The sequence below is a fragment of the Desulfovibrio sp. SGI.169 genome (assembly GCF_050313595.1).
Classification (GTDB): domain Bacteria; phylum Desulfobacterota; class Desulfovibrionia; order Desulfovibrionales; family Desulfovibrionaceae; genus Desulfovibrio.
Genome location: NZ_JBNPLS010000001.1, coordinates 135,080 through 156,620 on the forward strand (window position 1 = coordinate 135,080; position 21,541 = coordinate 156,620).

At 64.2% G+C, this 21,541-nt stretch carries 19 protein-coding genes and 1 riboswitch; of the genes, 9 read left to right on the forward strand and 10 right to left on the reverse strand.

What is annotated here, in order from left to right; all coding sequences use genetic code 11:
* Nucleotides 1–42: 42 nt before the first annotated feature.
* Complete coding sequence (locus ACQRA4_RS00605; RefSeq protein ID WP_427821134.1) at nucleotides 43–1,245, forward strand: saccharopine dehydrogenase C-terminal domain-containing protein; 1,203 nt, start codon at nucleotides 43–45, stop codon at nucleotides 1,243–1,245.
* 94 nt (nucleotides 1,246–1,339) lie between these two features.
* Complete coding sequence (gene nspC / locus ACQRA4_RS00610) at nucleotides 1,340–2,569, forward strand: carboxynorspermidine decarboxylase (RefSeq protein WP_427821135.1); 1,230 nt, start codon at nucleotides 1,340–1,342, stop codon at nucleotides 2,567–2,569.
* 186 nt (nucleotides 2,570–2,755) lie between these two features.
* Here nspC and grdA read toward each other — a convergent pair whose 3' ends face one another.
* From grdA to ACQRA4_RS00655, 9 genes are all read right to left on the reverse strand, one after another.
* Nucleotides 2,756–3,232 (reverse strand): glycine/sarcosine/betaine reductase complex selenoprotein A, encoded by a 477-nt coding sequence (gene grdA, locus ACQRA4_RS00615; RefSeq protein WP_427821136.1) that lies wholly within the window; start codon nucleotides 3,230–3,232, stop codon nucleotides 2,756–2,758.
* A 40-nt stretch (nucleotides 3,233–3,272) separates the two neighbouring features.
* Nucleotides 3,273–3,593, reverse strand: coding sequence for a thioredoxin family protein (locus tag ACQRA4_RS00620; RefSeq protein ID WP_427821137.1), 321 nt, complete (start codon nucleotides 3,591–3,593; stop codon nucleotides 3,273–3,275).
* A gap of 47 nt (nucleotides 3,594–3,640) precedes the next feature.
* On the reverse strand, nucleotides 3,641–4,810 hold the full coding sequence (grdD, locus tag ACQRA4_RS00625; RefSeq protein WP_427821138.1) for a glycine/sarcosine/betaine reductase complex component C subunit alpha: 1,170 nt from the start codon (nucleotides 4,808–4,810) through the stop codon (nucleotides 3,641–3,643).
* Nucleotides 4,811–4,818: 8 nt separating this feature from the next.
* The gene (gene grdC / locus ACQRA4_RS00630; protein ID WP_427821139.1) at nucleotides 4,819–6,360 is read right to left on the reverse strand and encodes a glycine/sarcosine/betaine reductase complex component C subunit beta; all 1,542 of its coding nucleotides are present in this window, start codon (nucleotides 6,358–6,360) and stop codon (nucleotides 4,819–4,821) included.
* A gap of 46 nt (nucleotides 6,361–6,406) precedes the next feature.
* Nucleotides 6,407–7,324 (reverse strand): thioredoxin-disulfide reductase, encoded by a 918-nt coding sequence (gene trxB / locus ACQRA4_RS00635; RefSeq protein ID WP_427821140.1) that lies wholly within the window; start codon nucleotides 7,322–7,324, stop codon nucleotides 6,407–6,409.
* Entirely contained in the window at nucleotides 7,324–8,715 is a 1,392-nt protein-coding gene (locus ACQRA4_RS00640; RefSeq protein ID WP_427821141.1) for an alanine/glycine:cation symporter family protein, read from the reverse strand. Before ACQRA4_RS00640 ends, trxB begins: the two co-directional genes overlap by 1 nt.
* A gap of 80 nt (nucleotides 8,716–8,795) precedes the next feature.
* Entirely contained in the window at nucleotides 8,796–10,106 is a 1,311-nt protein-coding gene (grdB, locus tag ACQRA4_RS00645; RefSeq protein ID WP_427821142.1) for a glycine reductase complex selenoprotein B, read from the reverse strand.
* Nucleotides 10,107–10,132: 26 nt separating this feature from the next.
* On the reverse strand, nucleotides 10,133–11,419 hold the full coding sequence (locus ACQRA4_RS00650) for a glycine/sarcosine/betaine reductase component B subunit (RefSeq protein ID WP_427821143.1): 1,287 nt from the start codon (nucleotides 11,417–11,419) through the stop codon (nucleotides 10,133–10,135).
* A gap of 127 nt (nucleotides 11,420–11,546) precedes the next feature.
* Nucleotides 11,547–11,945 (reverse strand): GrdX family protein, encoded by a 399-nt coding sequence (locus ACQRA4_RS00655; RefSeq protein ID WP_427821144.1) that lies wholly within the window; start codon nucleotides 11,943–11,945, stop codon nucleotides 11,547–11,549.
* Nucleotides 11,946–11,999: 54 nt separating this feature from the next.
* Nucleotides 12,000–12,116: riboswitch (glycine riboswitch) on the reverse strand.
* 248 nt (nucleotides 12,117–12,364) lie between these two features.
* On the opposite strand from ACQRA4_RS00655, the gene ACQRA4_RS00660 reads away from it, so the two are divergent.
* The 5 genes from ACQRA4_RS00660 to ACQRA4_RS00680 all read left to right on the forward strand — a co-directional run bounded on the left by ACQRA4_RS00660 (nucleotide 12,365) and on the right by ACQRA4_RS00680 (nucleotide 17,574).
* Nucleotides 12,365–13,411 (forward strand): aspartate-semialdehyde dehydrogenase, encoded by a 1,047-nt coding sequence (locus ACQRA4_RS00660; protein ID WP_427821145.1) that lies wholly within the window; start codon nucleotides 12,365–12,367, stop codon nucleotides 13,409–13,411.
* A gap of 22 nt (nucleotides 13,412–13,433) precedes the next feature.
* Nucleotides 13,434–14,384 carry an aminotransferase class IV gene (locus ACQRA4_RS00665; protein ID WP_427821146.1) on the forward strand — a complete coding sequence of 317 codons (951 nt, stop codon included), beginning with the start codon at nucleotides 13,434–13,436 and terminating at the stop codon, nucleotides 14,382–14,384.
* On the forward strand, nucleotides 14,384–15,595 hold the full coding sequence (locus tag ACQRA4_RS00670; RefSeq protein ID WP_427821147.1) for a glycosyltransferase family 4 protein: 1,212 nt from the start codon (nucleotides 14,384–14,386) through the stop codon (nucleotides 15,593–15,595). Before ACQRA4_RS00665 ends, ACQRA4_RS00670 begins: the two co-directional genes overlap by 1 nt.
* Nucleotides 15,596–15,618: 23 nt before the next feature.
* Nucleotides 15,619–16,536, forward strand: a complete 918-nt coding sequence (locus ACQRA4_RS00675; protein WP_427821148.1) for an ATP-binding protein — start codon at nucleotides 15,619–15,621, stop codon at nucleotides 16,534–16,536.
* Between the two features lie 93 nt (nucleotides 16,537–16,629).
* The gene (locus ACQRA4_RS00680; RefSeq protein ID WP_427821149.1) at nucleotides 16,630–17,574 is read left to right on the forward strand and encodes an AEC family transporter; all 945 of its coding nucleotides are present in this window, start codon (nucleotides 16,630–16,632) and stop codon (nucleotides 17,572–17,574) included.
* Between the two features lie 149 nt (nucleotides 17,575–17,723).
* Here the strand turns inward: ACQRA4_RS00680 and ACQRA4_RS00685 are convergent, their stop codons facing one another.
* Nucleotides 17,724–18,746, reverse strand: a complete 1,023-nt coding sequence (locus ACQRA4_RS00685) for an NAD-dependent epimerase/dehydratase family protein (protein ID WP_427821150.1) — start codon at nucleotides 18,744–18,746, stop codon at nucleotides 17,724–17,726.
* A 202-nt stretch (nucleotides 18,747–18,948) separates the two neighbouring features.
* Here ACQRA4_RS00685 and ACQRA4_RS00690 point away from each other — a divergent pair, with 202 nt between their 5' ends.
* A complete protein-coding gene (locus ACQRA4_RS00690; RefSeq protein ID WP_427821151.1) occupies nucleotides 18,949–20,085 on the forward strand; it encodes a glycosyltransferase family 4 protein in 1,137 nt (378 codons plus the stop codon).
* Nucleotides 20,086–20,096: 11 nt separating this feature from the next.
* Nucleotides 20,097–21,446, forward strand: a complete 1,350-nt coding sequence (locus tag ACQRA4_RS00695) for a sugar transferase (protein WP_427821152.1) — start codon at nucleotides 20,097–20,099, stop codon at nucleotides 21,444–21,446.
* The last annotated feature ends 95 nt before the right edge of the window (nucleotides 21,447–21,541 follow it).

The window sequence follows — 21,541 nt, forward strand, 5'->3', positions numbered from 1 at the left end:
CGCCGCGGGCGGTCGCGTCATCTGGAGCAAAAAGGAGCGGACATGGCGAATATCCTGATTATCGGCGCGGGCGGCGTGGGCAGTGTGGCGACCCACAAATGCGCCCAGGCGGCCAAGGAAAGCGGCGTTTTTGAAGGCATCACCCTGGCCAGCCGCACGTTGCGCCGCTGCGAGGACGTGGCGCGCAGCGTCAGGGCCCGCATGGGCATGGACATCGGCACCGCCCAGGTGGACGCGGACAACGTGCCCGAACTCTGCGCCCTGATCCGGCGGGTCAGGCCGGATTTGGTCTGCAATCTCGCCCTGCCCTATCAGGACCTGCATATCATGGACGCCTGCCTGGAATGCGGCGTGCATTATATGGACACGGCCAATTATGAACCCCCGGACACGGCCAGGTTTGAGTACAAATGGCAATGGGCCTATGCCGACCGCTTTCGCGAGGCCGGGCTCACGGCGCTGCTGGGTTCGGGTTTTGACCCCGGCGTCACCAATGTCTTCGCGGCCTGGGCGCTGAAGCACGAGCTGGACGAAGTGCATGTGCTGGACATCATTGACTGCAACGCCGGCGACCACGGCCAGCCCTTTGCCACCAACTTCAACCCGGAAATCAACATTCGCGAGGTCACCGCGCCGGGCCGCTACTGGGAGCGCGGCGAATGGGTGGAAACCGACCCCCTCTCCTGGTCCATGAACTATGACTTCCCGGGCGGCATCGGCGGCAGAAAATGCTACCTCATGTACCATGAAGAGCTGGAATCCCTGGTGCGGAATCTCAAGGGCATCCGCCGGGCGCGCTTCTGGATGACCTTTTCGGAGAATTATCTCAACCACCTCAGGGTGCTCGGCAATGTGGGCATGACCCGCATCGACCCCGTGCTCTTTCAGGGGCGGGAGATTGTGCCCATTCAGTTTCTCGCGGCCCTGCTGCCCGACCCCTCCTCCCTGGGGCCGCTGACCAGGGGCAAGACCTGCATCGGCAACGTCATGCGCGGGGTCAAAGACGGTCGGGAAAAGACCGTCTATATCTACAATATCTGCGACCACGAAGCCTGCTATGCGGAAGTGGGCTCCCAGGCCATTTCCTACACCACGGGCGTGCCCGCCATGATCGGCGCAAAAATGATCGCGGAAGGCGCATGGCGCAGGCCCGGCGTCTGGAACATGGAGCAGTTTGACCCTGATCCTTTCATGGCGGCTCTCAACGTCTACGGGCTGCCCTGGCAGTGCGTGGAAGTGAAGTGACACAGGAAAAATCGCGCGTTTCGGGGCCTGACGCCCGGCTGCGGCTCCGGGTTTCAGGCCCCGTCCGCGCGAAATGCCGATGGGAGGAATGCTGATGGACTGTCTGGATTTTCTGTTCACAGAAGACAACCCCGTCCCCTCCCCCTGCTTTGTGCTGGACGAGCCGCGCCTGGCGGCCAATGCCGCCATTCTGGAGCAGGTGCAGCGCCGCACCGGCGCGCGTATTCTGCTGGCCCTCAAGGGCTATGCGGCCTGGGCCACCTTTCCGCTGCTGTCGCGCGCGGGCGCGGGGCCGCTCTGGGGCGTGTGCGCCAGTTCCGTGGATGAGGCGCGTCTGGGGCGGGAGGAGTTCGGCGGCGAGGTGCATGCCTTCGCCGCGGCCTGGAGCGAGTCCGAAATAAGCGAATTGCTGGAGCTGGCGGATCACATTGTTTTCAATTCCCCGGCCCAGTGGCGGCGCTTTCGCCCGCTCATCGAAGCCTGTAACCGCGAGCGCCGCGCGCACAGGCCCATTGCCTGCGGTTTACGCCTCAACCCTGAGCATTCCGAGGGCACGACGCCCATGTATGATCCCTGCGCGCCGGGTTCGCGCCTGGGCATCCGGCGGCGGCATTTTGACGCCGCCGCTCTGGAGGGCATTTCCGGCCTGCATTTTCATACCCTCTGTGAACAGGGGGCCGACGCTCTGGCCCGCACGCTGGACGCCGTGGGGGCCAAGTTTGGCCCCTGGCTGGCCGGCTGCGAGTGGCTCAATTTTGGCGGCGGGCATCATATCACCAGGCCGGGCTATGACCTGGACCTGCTCTGCGCCCGCCTGACCCGCTGGCGCGACCGCTATAAGGCCCGCATTTATCTGGAGCCGGGCGAGGCCGTGGCCCTCAATGCGGGCTGGCTCACGGCCACGGTGCTGGATGTGGTCATGGCCGACATGCCCGTGGCCGTGCTGGATGTCTCCGCCGCCTGCCACATGCCCGACGTGCTGGAAATGCCCTACAGGCCGGAGGTCTTTTACCGGCATGACTGCGCGACCGCGCGGGCCGGCAAGGCCGGCGAAGGGGCCTGGGCCTGCCGTCTGGCGGGCAAATCCTGCCTGGCCGGGGACGTGATTGGCGAATACGGCTTTGCCGCCCCCCTGCAAACGGGGCAACGCCTGGTTTTCGGCGACATGGCCATCTACAGCATGGTCAAAACCACCACCTTCAACGGCCTGCGCCTGCCCTCCATCGGCATCTGCGCGGCCGGGCCGGACGCTGCGGGCCGCGCCATGCGCTTCAGCCTGCTGCGCGAATTCGGCTATGAGGATTTCAAAAACAGACTGTCCTGAGCGCGGCGGCAGGCAGGGCCGCTTTTGTGGCGAGGCGGGCGGGCGCATCTCATTCGTGTTTTGGCGGCCCGTGATTTGTCGTGACGCTCCGTCAGAACCGGCCTTTCGACGCCGGCGCTTGTTCCTGCGCCAAGAAAACCCCGTGGAGCGGCGCGCCCCACGGGGTCATGTTCAGGCTGTTGGCGCCTACAGCGAATGCTTGCTGTTGGCGTCGCGCATCTTTTTCACCGAAGCGGCCAGCGCCTCGGTATTCAGCACCATTTCCATCATGCTGACCTGTTCTTCCCAGGCCGCGGGATCGGCCTCGCTTTTCATTTCTTCCTCAAACACGTGGTACACGCAGAGTCCCAACGGGACTCCCGCCAGCGGACCGGCAAAGGTGGGGTCGCCCAGCGTGACGGTTTCGGCATAGATTTCCGCCCCTTCAGGGTCGGAAGAGCCGAGCACCACCACCAGGTTGTCCGCCCCGACCTTCTCAGCGGCGTCCTTGACGCGCTGCTGATTTTCCAGGTCCATGGCGCCCGCGGCGGTTCAGACGAAACATTCCGTGGCCGAGAACAGCACCTCGGCCCCGGAGTTGGCGAAGACCGCCGCCATGGCCGGGCCGGGGACACCGTCCCGTTCGCCCAGCAGCAGCAGCTTCTTGCCGGTTAACTTACCCATGTCGCACTCCTTATGTTGTTTGACGCGCTCTCTCCACAGCCTACTGCAACAAATTCTGCGCCCCGGCCCTGATGGCGTCCAGGGTCACTTCGTCGCTGCTGATCCGCTGCACGTTTTCCCCGCCCTTGTAAAACAGGATGGTGGGCACGGCCATGACCCTGAGGGAGATGACCAGGCGGCGGTTTTCAGCCACGTTCAGTTTGCAGAACTTGATTTTGCCTTCGTATTCCCCGGCCAGTTTTTCCACTGACGGCATCAGCGCCAGGCAGGGGCCGCATTGCGGCCCCCAAAGGTCCACGATGACGGGCAGATCGCTCTTGAGCACTTCAGCCTCGAAATTTTCCTTGTCCACAACAATCATGATGCACCTCGCTGCTTGCCTGTTTTGCATTGCATGAAAAACACGTTTTACAGATAGCCCGCCGACCGGAGCAGGCCTTTGGCCTTTTCCAGACTGGACGACGCCAGTTTGACCACCGGTCCGGTGCAGCCCATGGCCCCTTCGGCATAAATGCCTTCTTTCCAGAGCACATGCACGGCGTTTTCCAGATCCAGCACGTCAATGCCGTGGATTTCCTCATCCGTGGGTTCCGCGGGCGGCATGGCCGGGGCGTCTCCCGCGTCGGCCTCGGCCCTGGGCAGCAGAGCTTCCAGCTCTTCATCCAGACCGGCGGCGCGGGCCGCCCTGAGTTCGGCCGCCACCCTGGCGGGCAGCCCGCCGCGCAGGGCCTGGGCCGTGTAGGCCAGAGCGTTGGCGATGACCGGCGCGCCCGAGGCCCGCGAGATGATGGACACCACCTTGCCCCAGCCCTCGCCTGTGGAGGGGCCGTAGCCCCAGCCCGCGGCCTCGTACCCGCCGCCCGTGCTGAAGGCCGCGAATACCTTGGCCAGCGCATTGCCGGTGAGGGTATCGCAAACGCAGACATCCACCGCGCCGGCCAGAATGTCGTTGCCGCGCAGCAGCGCGCCGCCGTCCTTGCGCACGCTCCGCCCGAAGCGCAGGGCATAGCCCTTTTCAGCCATGCGGCCGAGAGCGCGCATGACCTGGGGCGCGGCATCCAGATTAAGCACGCCCAGCGTCGGTTCGACAATGCCCACAGCCCTGGCCGTGGCCAGGCCGTAGATCGCGTTGCGCAGCATGGCGCAGGCCCGCTGCGGCGCGCTGATGCCCGTGGATGAAGCCAGAATCATGGGCTTGCCCCTGGCCGGGGTGCATATCCGCCCCATGGTGGTTACGCCCACCGGGAAGGGGTAATGCAGGGCCACCGCGCCTTCCAGGTCGCCGGAATTCAGCGCCTTTTCCATGGCCGCCGCGATGTCGGCCTCACAGTCCGGCGTTTCAATCCAGTCCATGCCTTCGGGCAGGGCGGCGGGCCGGGGGCCCAGACCCACCACCTGAAGGCGGCTGTCCTGCCGCATGGCCGTGACCGCGCCCAGCAGAAATTCTTCCACCGGCAGTTCACTGCCGGCGGCCATCAGCCCCACGCGGTTGCGCGGGCCGCCGCCGCGGGCCGTGGCCACCAGTTCCGCCAGGGCCGCGCCGATGAGGGCGCGTTTGCTTTCGTTGACTTCCGCCATGACAGACCTCAGTTTTTCTGAAGGTTGGCGGCCAGATCGGCAAGCGCGTCCAGCAGCAGTTCCCGCACTTCCTCCCTGGTCACGCCCGAAGCGTTTTCGCCCCCGCCCGTTCCGGCGGGCGCTTCCATGAGGAAGGACGCGCCGTCGGCCAGATTGGTCAGGCGGCCCAGAAAGAGGCTGCCCTTGCCGATGATCATGGCGCGCCTGATGTTCCCCGCCTTGATGGCGTCGCGGGCATGGCCCATGTAGGGCACCCCCGACGGGATGTGCCCCTGGGTATGCACGAAGCCGGGCAGGCCGTGCTCGGCCACGAATTGCGGAATCTCCTCGCGCTTGAGCTGGCCTTTCATGACCGAGAGGGCCGCGATCATCTTGAAGTTGGCCTCAGGCACATTGCCCGCCCCGGCGGGCAGGGTGATTTCAGCATTGTGCAGTTCCGGCGCGTACTTGTCCACATCGGTAAGCTTGAGACCCAGGCGGGTCAGCGGTTCATAGGTCAGGGCCGAGGTGATGGCCTGCGGGGCGGCCCCGGCGGCCACGCTGTGCTTGCCGACGGAGTCAAGGCGGATCACCGGTTCCGTGCCGTCGTCGGGCACGAGCAGCACGGCAAAACTGCCGATGCAGTTTTCCAGCGCCTTGAGGCCCTTTTTGACGTGGTCGCGCGAGTTCATGTACAGTTTGGGCAGCGAACCGCCGCCCAGCACGGCCACATTCCGCCGCACGCCCGAGGCCACCATGCCCGCCGCCGTGATGACCGCCGCCGCCGGGCCCGCGCAGAAACCGCGCACGTCAAAGCCGCTGGCGTTGCCGCAGCCCGCGATCTCGGCCACGGCTTTGGCCATGTTGCCGCCGCCGCGCTGCATGGTGTCGCCCACGGCCTCTTCCGAGCATTCCACCACAAAGTCAATGTCAGCCGGCGTCAAACCGCTGTTTTTGATCAGGTGAAGCAGGGCCAGCACGCCACTGGCCTTGCAGGCCAGATTTTCCAGCATGACGTGGGCCGCAAGGTTTTCGTCAGTGTCATGGGCGCGCCGGCAGCACGCCACCACCGCGCCGTCCAGATACAGGGGCAAAGCCCCGTGCTTTTCCACGGCTTCGGCTATTTCGGCGGCTTCGTGCCCAGCCTCCAGGCGGGCCATCTGGCTTTCGCCCATGACCGGATCCCGCGCCAGCTTTTCCCTGACGCGCGCGGCGAAACCCTTGTCCAGCCAGATCAGGTCAAAGACGTCGCAGATATCCATAAAACCGATGAACTCGTCCTCGGGCATGATTTCGCCGTATCTGCCGTAGCGTTCCGGCGCGCCGGGATTTTCCAGCCAAGGGGCGGGCGCGGCGGCCAGTTCGTCCACGCTCATGGCCCCGATATAGGTCTTGTTGGGGGCGTAGCCCGCCGCTTCCTCATAGCTCTGAACCTGACCGGGCAGGGCCTTCAGATAGTCGGAATCAGGCTTGGCGCGCCGCTCCTGTGCGGGCGTGCCGCCGTAACGCAGCGCCAGTTCCGGCGCGAAGTTCAGACAATAAGCCGTGCTTTTGATGCCCACAGTGGCCATAAGCATGCTCCTCATATGCGAAATTGTGCGTGCGGCACCGCGCCGCCTATTGGTTTTCCATAAGGTAAGCGTAAGCCGACATGGCGGCCCTGGCTCCGTCCCCGGCGGCCGTGACCACCTGGCGCAGGGCCGTGTCGCGCACGTCGCCCGCCGCGAAAATGCCCGGCGTGGAGGTTTTCATGTTTTCATCGGTGATGATCCAGCCGTTCTCGGTGGTTCGCGCCGCATCGCCGAGAAAGGCCGCGTTGGGCAGGGTGCCGATGAAGATGAACACGCCGTTGACGGGCACCACGCTTTTTTCGCCGCTCTTGACGTTTTTGAGCAGCATGCGCTCCACCAGGCCGTCGCCCTCGATGGCTTCCAGCACGCTGTCCCAGATGGGCACGATTTTGGGATTTTTCAGGGCGCGCTCCACCACCACCCTGTCGGCGCGAAACTGGTCGCGCCGGTGCACTATGTAGACTTTTTCCGCAAACTGGGTCAGATAGCAGGCCTCTTCCACGGCGGTGTTGCCGCCGCCGATGACCGCCACTTCCAGTTCTTCAAAAAAGGCCGCGTCGCAGACGGCGCAATAGGACACGCCCTTGCCCGTGAATTCCTTTTCGCCGGGGCAGCCCTGCTTGCGAAAATTGGCCCCGGTGGCGATAATCAGCGCCCTGGCCTCAATCTCGCCCTGATCCGTGACCACAATGGTTTTGCCCCCCTCTGGACGCAGTTTCGTCACGGTGGCGGCGCGGAATTCCGCCTTGAAGTGTTCGGCATGCGCCCGAAAGCTGTCGGCCAGCCCCGCGCCCGAAACATTGACGGCGCCGGGCCAGTTTTCGATTTCGCTGGTGATCAGAATCTGACCGCCGGCTTTGCCTTTTTCCAGCACGAGCACATCCAGGCCCGCGCGCTTGCCGTAGATGGCGGCGGTAAGCCCGGCCGGCCCCGCGCCGATGATGACCAGTTCACGCTGTTCCATTATGCTTCTCCCTTTCCTGATGTCTTCCGGTCGCATGCTGCAAGAAGCCCCTCGAACTCGTTGAGTCGCCTGACCACAATCTTGTTCAGCGCCCAAAGCGCGATGAGATTGGGGACGACCATCATGCCGTTGAACAGATCAGCCAGTTGCCAGACAAGCTCCACATGCAGAGACGCGCCGAGAACCACAAATATCACCACGACGGCGCGATAGACGCTGATGCCCTTGCCGTTGAAAAGGTAGCGCATGTTCTGCGCGCCAAAAAAATACCAGCCCACAATGGTTGAAAACGCGAAAAAGAAAAGGCAGACGGCCACAAAGCTTCCGCCGAAGCCGCCCATGTTTGCCGTGTAGGCGGCCTGTGTGAGGCGAATGCCCGTGGCGGCGCCCGGCCCGAGCGTGAGCGCGCCTGACACAAGAATGACCATGGCCGTGAAGGTAATGATCACAAAGGTGGTGAACACGCCAAAAATAGCCACAAGCCCCTGCTGGCAGGGATGTTCCACCCTGGCCACGGCGTGCGCGTGCGGGGTGGAGCCCATGCCCGCTTCGTTGGCGAACAGGCCGCGAGCCACGCCATAGCGCATGGCCTCGCGAATGGTCACGCCGATGGCGCCGCCGTAAACGGCCTGCGGATCAAAGGCTGACGTAAAAATGAGCGTAAAGGCCGGGATGATGGCGTCCGCATGGGTGACGAGCACATAGACGCCGCCGGCGACGTACAGTATGGCCATGGCCGGCACGAGCTTTTCGGTAACGCCGGCGATGCGGCCCATGCCGCCGATGAAGACAAGCGCCGCCAGCGCGCCCACAATGACGCCCACCACAAGCCTGTTGACGCCAAAGGCGCTGTTGAATGCCTCGGCTATGGTGTTGGACTGCACCATGTTGCCGATGAAGCCCAGGGCAATGATGATGGCGATGGAGAAGAACACGGCCAGGGGCTTTGCCCCGGGCCCCATGCCGCGCGTGATGTAGTAGGCCGGGCCGCCGACCGCATGTCCCTCGCTGTCGGCGCTTTTGAACGTCTGGGCCAGCACGGCTTCCGCAAAAATGGTGGCCATGCCGAAAAACGCCGCCAGCCAGAGCCAGAGGAGCGCGCCGGGCCCGCCCATGACCATGGCCGTGGCCGTGCCGGCCACATTGCCTGTGCCCACCTGGGCGGCAATGGCCGTCGCCAGCGCCTGGAAGGAACTCATGCCTGTCTTGTCGGCCCGCTTGCCGAAGAGTGTGGCCGCGCCCATGAGGTAACGCAGGGCAAGACCGAATTTGCGCACCTGCACAAAGCGCAGCCGCAGGGTGTAGAAAAGACCCGTGCCGCAGAGCAGGGGAATGAGAAAAAACGGGCCCCACAAGAAGCTGTTGAACTCAGTTATCCATTGCGTCAACATGCATGTTTCCCCCTCTCGAAGTCGCCGCTTTTTCCGGCCCCCGCGCGGGGGGCCGGAAAAAGACGAAATGAACAGGGCTGCTACTTGTCGAAGACCGTCTGCCCATCCACGGGGGTGGAGAGCGCCTTGAGCGCGCGCTCCACCAGTTCGCGGCGCAGGGCCTTTTCCGCTTCCGGCGAAAGTTCGGGATTGCCCAGCGGGTGGGGAATGGACACCGTGGGCACGATGCGGTTGGCCCCGATGCTCAGGGAAATGGGCACGATGGTGCACATGTGAACCACGGGCACGTCGGCGCTGTCCTCAATGGCCTTGGCGAGCGTTGCACCGCAACGCGTGCAGGTGCCTCAGGTGGAGGTGAGGATCACCGCCTGCACCTGGGCATCCTTGAGGCGCTTGCCTATCTCTATGCCAAAGCCCTTGGCCTTGGCCACGGCCGTGCCGTTGCCCACGGTGCTGTAAAAAACCGTGTGCAGGGAGCCGATGGCCCCTTCCTTTTCCAGCTCGCGCAGCACATCCACGGGCAGCACGCGATCCGGGTCCTGATTGGCGTAGGTCTGGTCATAGCCGCCGTGAGCGGTCTGGTATTCGCCCTGAAGCAGATCGGTAACGCCCGTGATGTCGTATTCGCCGAAGTTCTGCGCGCTGGAGGCCGCGATATGATCCGGATTGCCAAAGGGCACGATGCCGCCGGAGGTGACCAGGGCGATCTTGGCCGCGCGCATGTCGGCCACGGGCGGGCGCGGCGTCACGCGGTCAAAGACCGGCATGGCGTATTCCGTGACAAAGGGTTCGCCCCTGAGCTTCTTGATCAGCATGGACACGGCGCGTTCAGCGCCGGGCTGTTCATAGAACATGTTCTGGCGGATGCCCTTTTCAAGCAGACCTTCCTCGGCCGGAGCGCCCAGGGCTTCGCCCTTGAGCTGCTTGAGCAGCACCCTGGCCATGGCCGGCACGGCCTTGCCCATGCCGCGCGCGGAGTCGGCGGCCTCCACAATGGGAATTTCCCTGCGGAAAAGATCCACGCCGGGATTTTCGCGGTACAGGGCCGTGACCACCGGGATGTTCAGAGCCTTTTTAACCGCCGCGCACACCGAGGCGCAGGCCGTGCCGTACCGCCCGGCGTTGAAGGCCGGCCCCGCGACCAGGGCGTCGGCCCTGTACTTGCGCGCGGCCTCCACCACCTGGGCGGAAACGGCTTCCATATTGTTGGCGAAGTGGTTATCGCCGCAGATGAAGGTGGCCACAATTTCGGCCTCGTTGCCCAGAGCGGCCCTGAAAGCCATGCCGGGGCCCACCACGCCCTCGCGTGCCTCGGGGGCCACATCCGCCTTCTCTTCGCCGCCGATGCCGGCAAAAAACTGATTGATATAGTGAATGACGCGATATGCCATGATCCACTCCTTAAAAGAACGGCTTTTTACAGTGTGCGGCCGCCGATGCGGTTGAAGCCCAGTTCGCTGGTGGCGCCCATGATGGCCTGCAGTTCCACTTCCATGCTGCCGTCCTCGCGCAGAGAGCCGAAGAAGCCGCCCGCGATGACGTCGGCCGCGGCCGGTTCGCCGATGACCTTTTGCATGGGCGGCAGCACGATGATTTCATTGGCGTTGCCCGCGGTAACGCAGGCGTCGCCCTCAGGGCAGGAGTCGGCCAGGGACTGGCTGGAACCGTCGCGCCCGGCGTATTCGTCGGTGATCAGAACGGTCTTGATGCCCGCGCGCTCGGCCTTCCAGCAGTTCATGATCAGGTCCGCGTCTGGATTACCGAAGCCCTCTTCGGAGATCACCAGGCCGTCCACGCCCAGCATCTGCGCCAGTTTCACCGCATAGGAGGAGCTGCGCTTCTTGTCCGCCAGGGTCACATTTTCATTGGTGATGATCACGCCCACAAAATTGACGTCCTTGCCGTGATGGGCGTAAAGGCTTTTGATGACCGGATTGTTCACATGCGTGTAGGTGCTGTTCTTGTCACAGGCCGAGACGCAGTTGCCGGAAATGATGGCCCCGTCCATGACTTCCGTGGGGCTGATCATGGTGGGCAGAATTTTTTTGGCGTCCACGCCGTACACCCAGGTGTCGTGCAGCAGCCCCTGAGACTGAAGCATGTACAGATAGGCCACCCTGGGCAGACCGGGGAAGGCGTTCATGGCCTCGGCCAGGGGCGGAAAGGCGTAGCTTTCCACCGTGTCGGCCTTGTCCGCCTTGCAGCAGGCGGCCAGATAGTGGGCGGCCCTGAAGCCGGCCCGGCGGTAAACCGCCTCCAGCTCATGCAGTTCAACGCCTTCCACGGGCTCGAACGCCAGAACCACGTTGCAGGTTTTGGAAAAGGGCGTGTATTCCGCGCCGGGGCCGCTCATGTCCACAATGCCTTCCTGCGGGGCCACCAGGCGGCCCGTGGTCAGCACCGCCGCGCCTTCCAGCACCAGGGTTTTGCCCTGACCCACGGTTTCCACATCGCCGATCCAGCCGGGAAAGACCTCGCCCGGCCCTTCCAGCTTGCAGCGCGGCTCCACGGCGTCCTTGCAGGGCAGAATGCGCACGCTGTCGCCGGGGTGCGCCAGCTCGACCTCCACCTTCCTGAGAGCCGGGTCTTCCAGCAGCAGGGCGACCAGCTCCTCCTTGTTGACGGTGAGCGCATGATCCCGCGCGCCGGTGCGCGGGCCCCATTCCAGCTTGCGGATGGCAATCTTATGCAGTTCCAGATTCACAGCAGACTCCTTGGGTCAGACGTCCTCGGGCTTGTTGCCCGGAAAATCCTGGGGACAGAGCAACGGGAGGCCTTTGTGACCGAGCGCCTCCCGCGGTTCCGGGCCGACCGGCCCGACGGGGAGGGAGTCAGTGCAGGCTTTCCAGCGTGGCTTTCAACAATTCGCGGTCCAGCAGCGCGCAGTCGCGGCGCATGGCGTCGGGCAGGTCGCCGGGCAGGCTCCGCCGGATTTTGGATGCGGGGCACTGGTAGAGTTGCAGGGCTTCTTCCAGAAAATGCAGGGATTCACTGTCCGTCGCCCCAGAGGCGACCGGCGGCAGCAACAGAAGGGAGCGGTAAGGCTGCTGATGCGGACGGAAATTGCCGTACAGCGGATGGTTGGCCAGACGCCAGCCCCGGTGCACGCGATCCCGCGCCGCCGTCAGCGCGTCGCGCGCGCCGCCGTCCAGCACGAGAACTTCCACACCCGCCGGCACGCGGGAAAGGAACGTGGGGTTGTTGGTAACAAGAATCGCGCGACCAGCCACAGCAGAACTCCAGAGTTTGCGTTGGCTCTGTCGCGCGAATGCGTTTCAGAGGTGCATCCGGTTGCAATCCTGATACCTGAGAGTTTCAGCCCTTGCGGCCTTGCCCCTTCGGCGACTCCGTGACGAAGCCGGCCCGCCGGTTTCGCCCGAATGCTCTCTTGCAACCTTCGCTCGCAATTTCTCAATTTCATATCGGGAAAAAAATGTCAAGTTGCCGGGACGGGAAAAAAGTGCATTATTTTCGCAAAAATAAGTCATATTTGCCCGCCCAGGCCCAAAAGACGCACCAAACTCCTCCGCCGCCGGGCCGTCCGTTTTTTGAAAGCGACCGCGCTTCACTTTTTGGGCAAGGGCGGTTATGATGCGCGCCTGTTGGCGTGGACGCCGCGCCGCTTCTTCCATCAAGGAGACACAAAGCCATGAGCGAGACTTTGACTGTTGCCGTTGTGGGCGCCACGGGCGCCGTGGGCCGTGAAATGCTCAAGACGCTGCACGAGCGCAAGTTCCCGGCCGCAAAGGTGCGGGCCTTTGCCTCGGCCCGGTCGGCGGGCGGCAAGGTTCCCTTCGGCGATGGGGAACTCACGGTGGAAGAACTGAAGGAAGACGTCTTCGCCGGCATTGATCTGGCCATTTTCTCAGCCGGGGGCGGGGTCTCCTCCACATTCGCGCCGCACGCGGCCCACGCCGGTTGCGTGGTGGTGGACAATTCCGCGGCCTGGCGCATGGACGAACGCTGCCCCCTGGTGGTGCCCGAGGTCAACCCCCAGGCTCTGGAGGCCCATCAGGGCATTATCGCCAACCCCAACTGTTCCACCATCCAGATGCTGGTGGTTCTGAAGCCCCTGCACGACGCGGCCAAAATCAGGCGCGTGGTGGTTTCCACCTATCAGGCCGTATCCGGCACGGGGCAAAAGGGCATTGAAGAGCTGGAACGCCAGGTGCGCGACCTCTTCAACGCCCGCGACCCGGAAAACAGGGTCTACCCCTACCGCATCGCCTTCAACGTGCTGCCGCACATCGACATCTTCCTGGACAACGACTACACCAAGGAAGAAATGAAGATGGTCAACGAAACCGTGAAGATACTTGATGATCCTTCGGTCAGGGTTACGGCCACCTGCGCGCGCGTGCCGGTCTTTTTCTGCCATGCCGAATCCGTGAACATTGAAACCGAAAAGAAAATCACGGCCAAGGAAGCCCGGATCATGCTTTCCCAAGCGCCTGGCGTGAAGGTTTTCGACAACCCGCGCGAACTCATGTACCCCATGCCCGCCTACTGCATCGGCGACGACCCCACCTTTGTGGGGCGCATCCGCGAGGACGAGAGCATTGACAACGGCCTGAATCTCTGGATCGTGGCCGACAACGTGCGCAAGGGCGCGGCGCTCAACGCGGTGCAGATCGCCGAGGAGCTGCTGCGGCGCGATCTGCTTCGCGTGCCGGACAAGACCGTCTTCATGAGCTGAGTCCAAGCGGAAGAGGTGCGCCATGCAGGCCGTGGATTCCGACGCCTATCTGAAAGCGCTTTTGTCCGCTCCCCGACCGGGGGCGGACAAATTTCTGGCCTTTTACGATCACCGGGTGGGGCGCATCGGCACAGACCCGCGCCTTTTGCTGCTGCCGCTCGACGACCACCTCTGCCATCGCGGCGACGGCCTGTTTGAAAGCATCTGCTGCCGCGAGCGAAAAATTTTCGCCCTGGACGCGCACCTGGCGCGCATGCGCGACGGCGCGCGGGCCTTGAACATTACGCCGCCCTGCGCCTGGGAGGAGCTGCGCCGGCGCATTCTGGACGTGGCCCGCGCCTCCGGGCGGGATCACGGCGATCTGCGCGTCTTTCTCAGCCGGGGGCCGGGCGGGTTCGGCATTTCCCCCATGGAGTGCCCGCAGGCCGGTCTGTACATTGTGGCCCTGGCCGCGAAGCCGCCCCGGGAGGATGTGTACCGCCAGGGGCTTACGGCCTTCAGCAGCGCCATCCCTCCCAAGCAGGAATATCTGGCCCGCATCAAGAGCACCAATTATCTGCCCAATGTCTTCATGGCCGCGGAAGCCCGCCAGAAAGGCATGGACGTGGCCGTGAGCTTTGACGAAAACGGTTTTATGGGCGAGGCGGCCATCGCCAATCTGGGCATTGTGGATGCGGAAGGCCGCCTGCGCAGCCCGGAGATCCGGCGCATACTGCCCGGCACCACCCTGCTGGCGGCTCTGGATCTGGCCGGGGAACGCATGCCCGTGCTTCAGGGCCCCATCCACAAAGAGGATATCGCCACGGCCCGCGAAATGCTGCTGTTTACCAGCGCCACGCTCTGCGTGGCGGTCACCCGTTTTGACGGCAGGCCCGTGGGACAGGGGGCATGCAGGGGCAAGCCCGGCCCCACGGCCCTCTGGCTCAAGGATGCCCTGCTTGCCCGCATGCTGGCCCAGGGCACGCCCTACTGATGCGCATTCTGCTGCTTTCCCTTCAGAACGAGACAGAAGACGCCGGGCACAGCGGCTCCACGCGCGCGCGGATGTGGCGGCTGGAAGAAGAACAAACCCTGGCCCTGGTTCGAACCATGCGCGACGGCGGTCGCCTGGCCCCGTTGCTGGTCTGCCTCAAGGGCTCCCGCCTGCACGAGCGCGCCCGCGCCCTGAATTTGCCCCTGCTGGCCGTGAGCGGCGCGGGGCCGGGCAACCCCCTGACATTGCTGCGCCTCTGGAACTGGCAGCGGAAGCGCAAGAAATTGCTGATCCAGACCGTGGGCGAAGAGGCCCTGGCCCTGGGCCGCCGGGTGCTGCGCATGCGTCCGGCTGGCGGCGGCCTGCTGGCCCATGCCTTCTTTTTGCGCCCGCCCGCGCCTGAGCTGTGCAACGGCAGGGACATGACGGCGGCGCGGCACATTCTTTGCGGTTCGGAACATGTGCGCGGCCGTATTCTGGCCGCCTGGGCGCGGGCCCCGCAAAAGTCCGCCGCGCCGGAGAACAGGAGCGCGCTTCTGCCGTTGCCGCCGGGCATCTGCCTGGACGGCTTTGACCCGGCCCCGCCCCCGTTTCAGGCAGACGCGGGCAGACATTTTGTTTTCGGCATGGGGGAAAGCCTTGCGCCGCGTTCCGGCGCGCTGCTGGTGGCGCGGGCCATGTCCGCCATCTGGCAGCGTGACGACCTGCCCCCCTGGGAAGTGCGCATGACGGGCGGCGGCCCGCGCTTCCGCGAGGTGCTGGATGAAGCCGCCAGCCTGGGGGTGGAATCGCGCCTCTGCCTGCTTGGCGAACAGCCGGAAGCCGACGTGCTTGCCCACTGCCATGCCTGGCTCGCGCCCGGCTCCTCGCCGGAGGAAGGGCCGGCAACCCTCTGGGCGGGCTTCGCCGCGGGCCTGCCGGTGGTTTGCAGTCAAAGCGCTCTGCATCTGGAGCGTCTGCGCGGGCATGATGGCGCGGTTCTGCCTGTGGCGGAGAACGATCCCCAGGCCCTGGCCAAAGCCATGATTGATGTCATGCGGGATGCAGAGCTGCGGCGCGCTCTGGGCCGACGCGGCGCGGCCCTGGTTCGGGACGCGGGCTTGCAGGCCATGGCCGAACGGGCCTGCCGCCTCTTTGAAACCTGGCTTCAGGAGGCGGAGAACGCGGGCGGCGAATCCGCCCCGGCGGAACAGAAGCAGAGGGCCTCGTAACCCCCAGCCTTTTGGAAAGCTCTATGAAATGCAAAATCTGCAAGGCCGAGGCGGTGGTGGCCCTGAAAAGCCATAATGCCGCCTTCTGCCCGGACTGCTACAAGGATTTTTTTGCCCGCCAGGTGGCGCGCGGCATTGAAGGGCAGAAGCTTTTCAGCCGCGACGAGCGCATTCTGGTGGCCCTCTCCGGCGGCAAGGACTCTCTGGCCCTGATGCTGGAGCTGTCCCGCCAGGGTTACGACGTCACCGGCCTGCACATTGATCTGGGCATTCCAGGTTCCTCGTCAGCCGCGCGCGGCGTGGTGGAGCGCTTCTGCGCCCGGCACGGGCTCAGGCTGCTGATCAGGGACATGACCGCGGAGGGTCTGCCCATCCCGGCGGTCAGGGAGCGCCTGCGCCGGCCCATCTGCTCGGCCTGCGGCAAGATCAAGCGCCATTTCTTCAACAAGGCGGCTCTGGATGAGGGTTTTGACGCTCTGGCCACGGGGCACAATCTTGACGATGAGGTGGCCCGCCTGTTTAGCAACACTTTGCGCTGGGACACGGCCTATCTTTCGGATCAGGGGCCGCTGCTGCCCGGCGGGAGCGGTTTTGCCCGCAAGGTCAAACCGCTCTGGCGGCTCACGGAATTTGAAACCGCCAACTACGCCTTTTTGATGGGCATTGAAAACCATTACGCGCCCTGCCCTTACAGCCCCGGCGCCAGCTTCACCGTGCTCAAGGGCCTGCTGCAACGTCTGGAAGCGGCCATGCCGGGCCGCAAGCTGGATTTTTACCAGGGCTTTCTGGCGCGCGGGCGACCCGTCTTTGCCCGGCGCGAGATCCAAGAGGGGCTGGCGCTGGCCCCCTGCCCGCAATGCGGTTATCCCACATCATCGGGCGGCCTTTGCGGGGTCTGCCGCATCCGCGAGGCTGTGCGCGCGGCCTGCCCAAAGGCATGAAAGGAACAGGCCCGCGAACGCCATGGGACGCGCCCGCCCCGGGCCGTGGCATGCCCGGTTTACGGACGCCCTGAAAGACTGTAAAAAAAGCATATGCTTTTTCTGCACGCGCTGGGGGGGATATTCGGCCTGCTGCTGGTGGTGGCGGTAGGGTACATTCTGGCCTGGAGGGGCTGGTTTTCCACGGAATTCCAGATGCTCCTGCCCAGGCTGGTCACCTATGTGGCCCTGCCGCCTTTTCTGATGAGCACGCTTTTGCAGTCCTTTGAGCGCGACAATCTGCTGCACATGCTTTATGGCGCGCTGCTGCCCTTCACATCCCAGATACTTACCTTCAGTCTGGCCTGGGTGGTGGGCAAGGCCGTGCGTGTGCGGCGCGGGCGTCTTGGCCTGTTCTGCGTCTGCGTCTCCAACTCCAACACCATATTTGTGGGCATTCCCGTCAACCTGGCCCTGTTCGGCGAAGAATCCCTGCCCTATGTGCTGCTTTACTATTTCGCCAGCACCATTTTTTTCTGGACTGTGGGCAATTACGCCATCAGCAGCGACGGCAGCAGGGATGGGGAGGGGCGGGAACGCACCCGGCTGCGCGACAACATCCGGCACATCTTTTCGCCGCCCATGCTGGGCTTTCTGACCGGCCTGAGCCTCGTCATGCTCAAGGTGGAACTGCCGCGCTTTCTGCTGGACGCGGCCAAATATCTGGGCAACCTGACCACGCCTCTGGCCCTGCTGTTCATCGGCATCACCCTGCAAAACATGGATCTGCGCCATCTCAAGATCAACCGCGATCTGGCGCTGGCCCTTCTAGGCCGACTGGTGCTCAGCCCGCTGGTGGTGATGCTGCTGACGCCGCTTTTTCCCATTCCAGAACTCATGGGCAAGGTGTTCATCATGCAGGCCTCGCTGCCGGTGCTGATGCAGGCGGCCATCCTCAGCGCCTATTACCGCACAGACCCGCAATTCGGCGCGCTGATGGTGTCGCTGTCCACCCTTCTGTCGGCCATCACCATTCCCGTCTGCATGTGCCTGCTGTAAGGCCCGCCCGCCGCAAAGCGCATTGCGAAGCGCGCGGGACGGAGGCCCAAATTCCTCAGGCGCATGAAAGGGTCGCCGCCGGGGGCTGACGCTCCACCGGCGCGGCCTGTCAAAGTGCGCTTTCTGGCGTATCCGCGATGCCGCGGCAGCTACAGGTTGGCCGCGTACCAGTCTCCGGCCAGGCGCAGGCCCTGGCGCACGTCATGGCCCGGCGCATAGCCCAGCAGCTTTTCGGCCCTGCTGATGTCCGCCAGAGAGTGACGCACGTCGCCCGCGCGAAAATCGCGGTGCACGGCCTCGGCCGTGGCCGCGGCGGGCAGATGGCGGCTCACTTCCTCGCGGATCAGCACAAAGAGTTCATTGAGCGTGGTGCGCTGGCCGAAGGCCACATTGTATATTTTGTCGCGGGCCTCGTCGCGGGCGTAGCTGGCCAGCAGATTGGCCTGCACCACATTGTCGATGTAGCAGAAGTCGCGGCTGGTTTCACCATCGCCGTTGACGTAGACGGTTTCCCCCTTGATCAGGCTGGCGAACCACTGCGGAATCACCGCCGCATACGCGCCGTAGGGGTCTTGCCGCTGGCCGAAGACGTTGAAATAGCGCAGGCCGATGCTGGCAAAGCCGTAGCAGCGGGCGAAAACATCGGCGTAAAGCTCGTCCACATACTTGGTCACCGCATAGGGCGAGAGCGGGCGGCCGATTTTGTCCTCCACCTTGGGCAGTTCCGGGGAGTCGCCGTAGGTGGAGGAGGAGGCGGCGTACACAAAGCTTTCAACTTTGGCGTCGCGCGCGGCCACCAGCATGTTCAGAAAGCCGTCGATATTGCAGCTGTTGGAGAGCAGGGGGTCGTCAATGGAGCGCGGCACCGAGCCCAGCGCCGCCTCGTGCAGCACGTGCCTCGCGCCGGCGCAGGCCCTGCGGCAGGTGTCCGGATCGCGGATGTCGCCCTCAATAAAGGTAAAACGCTTCCAGGCTTCCGGCCCCACCAGGTCGCGAACCATGTCCAGATTTTTCTGATAGCCGGTAAGAAAATTATCCAGGCCGACCACGGTCTGGCCCATTTTCAGCAGGTGCTCCAGCAGGTTGGAGCCGATAAAACCGGCCACGCCGGTCACCAGCCAGCGGGACGGGGCGGAAGCCATGCTTTCGCGCAAGGCGGCGTAAGCGCTCATGAGCATATCCTGTTTTCAGTTTGAATGTTGAAGAATGCGCGGCCCTGAAGGCCGCCCCCCTTGTATCGCGCGCGGCGCGGCCTGTAAAGACGTGGCGTTGCGGCCCTCTTTTCAGCGCCGCGCGCAGGTGCTATAGGCAGGGCCATGCCGTGTTCGCCGGGCGCAATGGGCCGCGGGCACGGCGAAAGGGAGAAAACAAGGCATGAAAATCATCGTCCTGGGCAACCAGGCCAGGGCACTGCGCAATTTCTGGAGCGTGCTGATCCGCCGGATGCGGCAGGGCGGCCATGAGGTTCTCTGCTGCGCGCCGCCCGGCGACCCCGAAGCCGACGCGGCCCTGAAGGCCCTGGGGGCGGCAACGCTCCACTACCGGCTGAACCGCAAGGGCCTCAACCCCCTGCATGACGCGCGCACTTTCGCGCAACTGCGGCGGATATTCATCGAGGCAAAGCCTGACCTGCTTTTCGCCTCCACCATCAAGCCGGTCATTTACGGCTGCATGGCCGCCCGGCGCGCGCGCGTGCCGCACATCTACGCCACCATCACCGGCCTGGGCTACGCCTTTGAGGCCGACAGCCCGCTCAAGAAATGCGTCAACCGTCTGAGCGTTCTGCTCTATCGCATGGCCCTCAAAAACGCGGAGGGCGTCTTTTTTCAGAATCAGGACGATATTCGCGTTTTCCGCGAGTCGGGCATTCTGAATCCCGACGCGCGCGTGCTCACGGCGCGCGGCACGGGCGTGGACATTGCGCGCTTCGCCCCCGCGCCCCTGCCCGCGCTGCCGCCAGACGGCCCCGTGACCTTTCTGCTGGTGGGCCGCCTGCTGGAAGCCAAGGGCCTGCCTGAATACGCCGAAGCCGCGCGCCTGCTCAGGGGCCGTTACCCCCAGGCCCGCTTTCAGCTTCTGGGGCCGCCGGAACAGGGCCCGGGCAGTGTGGGCCTTGACCGCGTCAAAACCTGGGAGCATGAAAACGGCATCGAATACCTGGGCGAAACCAGAGACGTGCGGCCCCATGTGGCCGCGGCCCATGTGCTGGTGCTGCCCTCCTGGCGGGAGGGCACTCCCACTTCCATCATGGAGGGCATGAGCATGGGCCGCCCGGCGGTGGTCACGGATGTGCCCGGCTGCCGGGAGGTGGTGCGCGACGGCGTCAACGGGCGCATGGTTCCGTTGCGCGACCCGAAGGCGCTGGCCAGGGCCATGGAGAGCTTCATTCTCGCGCCGGAAGATATCGCCCGCATGGGCGCGGCCGGGCGTGATCTGGCCGTCAGGGAATTTGACGCCGAAAAAGTGGCGAACCGCATTCTTGAGGATATGCGTGTGCCCGCCGGAGCATAAAGGGAAATGCAATGATCAGTACATACCGCATGGCGCTTTTGCAGGCTCTGGACATCTTCTGCCTGCTGCTGGCGCTGACCGTCACCGGCGTGACCACCATCGCGCCCGATTTGAGCGTGTTTCACGACTATACCGGCGCTTCGCTGTTCACGGTCTTTTTTTACATGCTCTTTTTCTACATTCTGGATGCCTACAGCGTGGGGCAGGAAGACTTCAGGGAAACAGCGGGCCGGGTGCTGGTGGCCTGCGTGCTGGGCATCATTTCCTCGGCCACGGCTTCCTATTCCTTTGACCATTGGCGTTTCGACCGCGAAACCCTGCTGATGCTCTTTGTCCTTTCCCTGGCCTTCAGCCTGGGCTGGCGCTGGCTTTATTACCGCAATGCCGACAAGCTGACCCACCCCCTGCGCATCCTGCTGGTGGGCGTGGACCGCGCGGGCAAGGTGCGCCAGTTGCTGGCCGAGGGCCTGCCGCAGGCCAAAATCATCGGCTATGTGGGCGAAAGGGATCAGGGCCCGGACGCCGGCCCCTGCCTGGGCCCGCCCTTCAATGCCCTGAGCGCGGCCCGCGAAAACAGGGCCACCATGATTCTGCTGCTGCCTGACGCGCCCATTGATGACGACATTGCCCGCGACCTGCTGGAAGCCAAGCTGCGCGGCAGCATGGTGGTGGACATCCGCAGTTTTTACGAGCATGTGGTGCAGCGTCTGCCCCTCTCGCAGATCAACGACGAGTGGCTGTTGCAAACCGAGGGCTTTTCGCTGAACACGCGCGGTTCGCTGCGGCGGCTGAAGCGGGCCCTGGACGTGCTCATATCTCTGGTGCTGCTGGTTCCGGCCACGCCGATCATGCTGCTGACCGCCCTGATCGTGCGCCTGGAATCGCCGGGGCCGGTAATTTATCGTCAGGATCGCGTGGGCCTGTACGAAAAGGAATTTACGGTCTACAAATTCCGCTCCATGCGCGCGGACGCGGAAAAGAACGGCGCGGTCTGGGCCAGCGCTCACGACAGTCGGGTGACGCGCTTCGGCAGGTTCATCCGCAAGGTGCGCATCGACGAACTGCCCCAGATATGGAACATCCTCAAGGGCGACATGAGCTTCATCGGCCCCCGGCCCGAACGCATGGCCTTTGTGACGCGCCTCAAGCGGGACATCCCCTATTACAGCCTGCGCCATACGGTCAAACCGGGCCTCACGGGCTGGGCCCAGGTCCGCTACCCCTACGGCGCGTCAGAGGATGACGCCCGCCGCAAGCTGGAGTATGACCTCTACTACATCAAAAACATGTCCATTCTGCTGGACATTCACATTATCTTCAAAACCATCGGCGTGGTGCTCTTTCCCAAGGGGGCGCGGTAGCTTCAGGCGGGCCCCGCCCAATTTTCTTGCCTGCCGTTTTACAGCCGGATACGGCGCGGGCCCGTGGCGAAAAACGCGCACGCCCGGGCATGCCC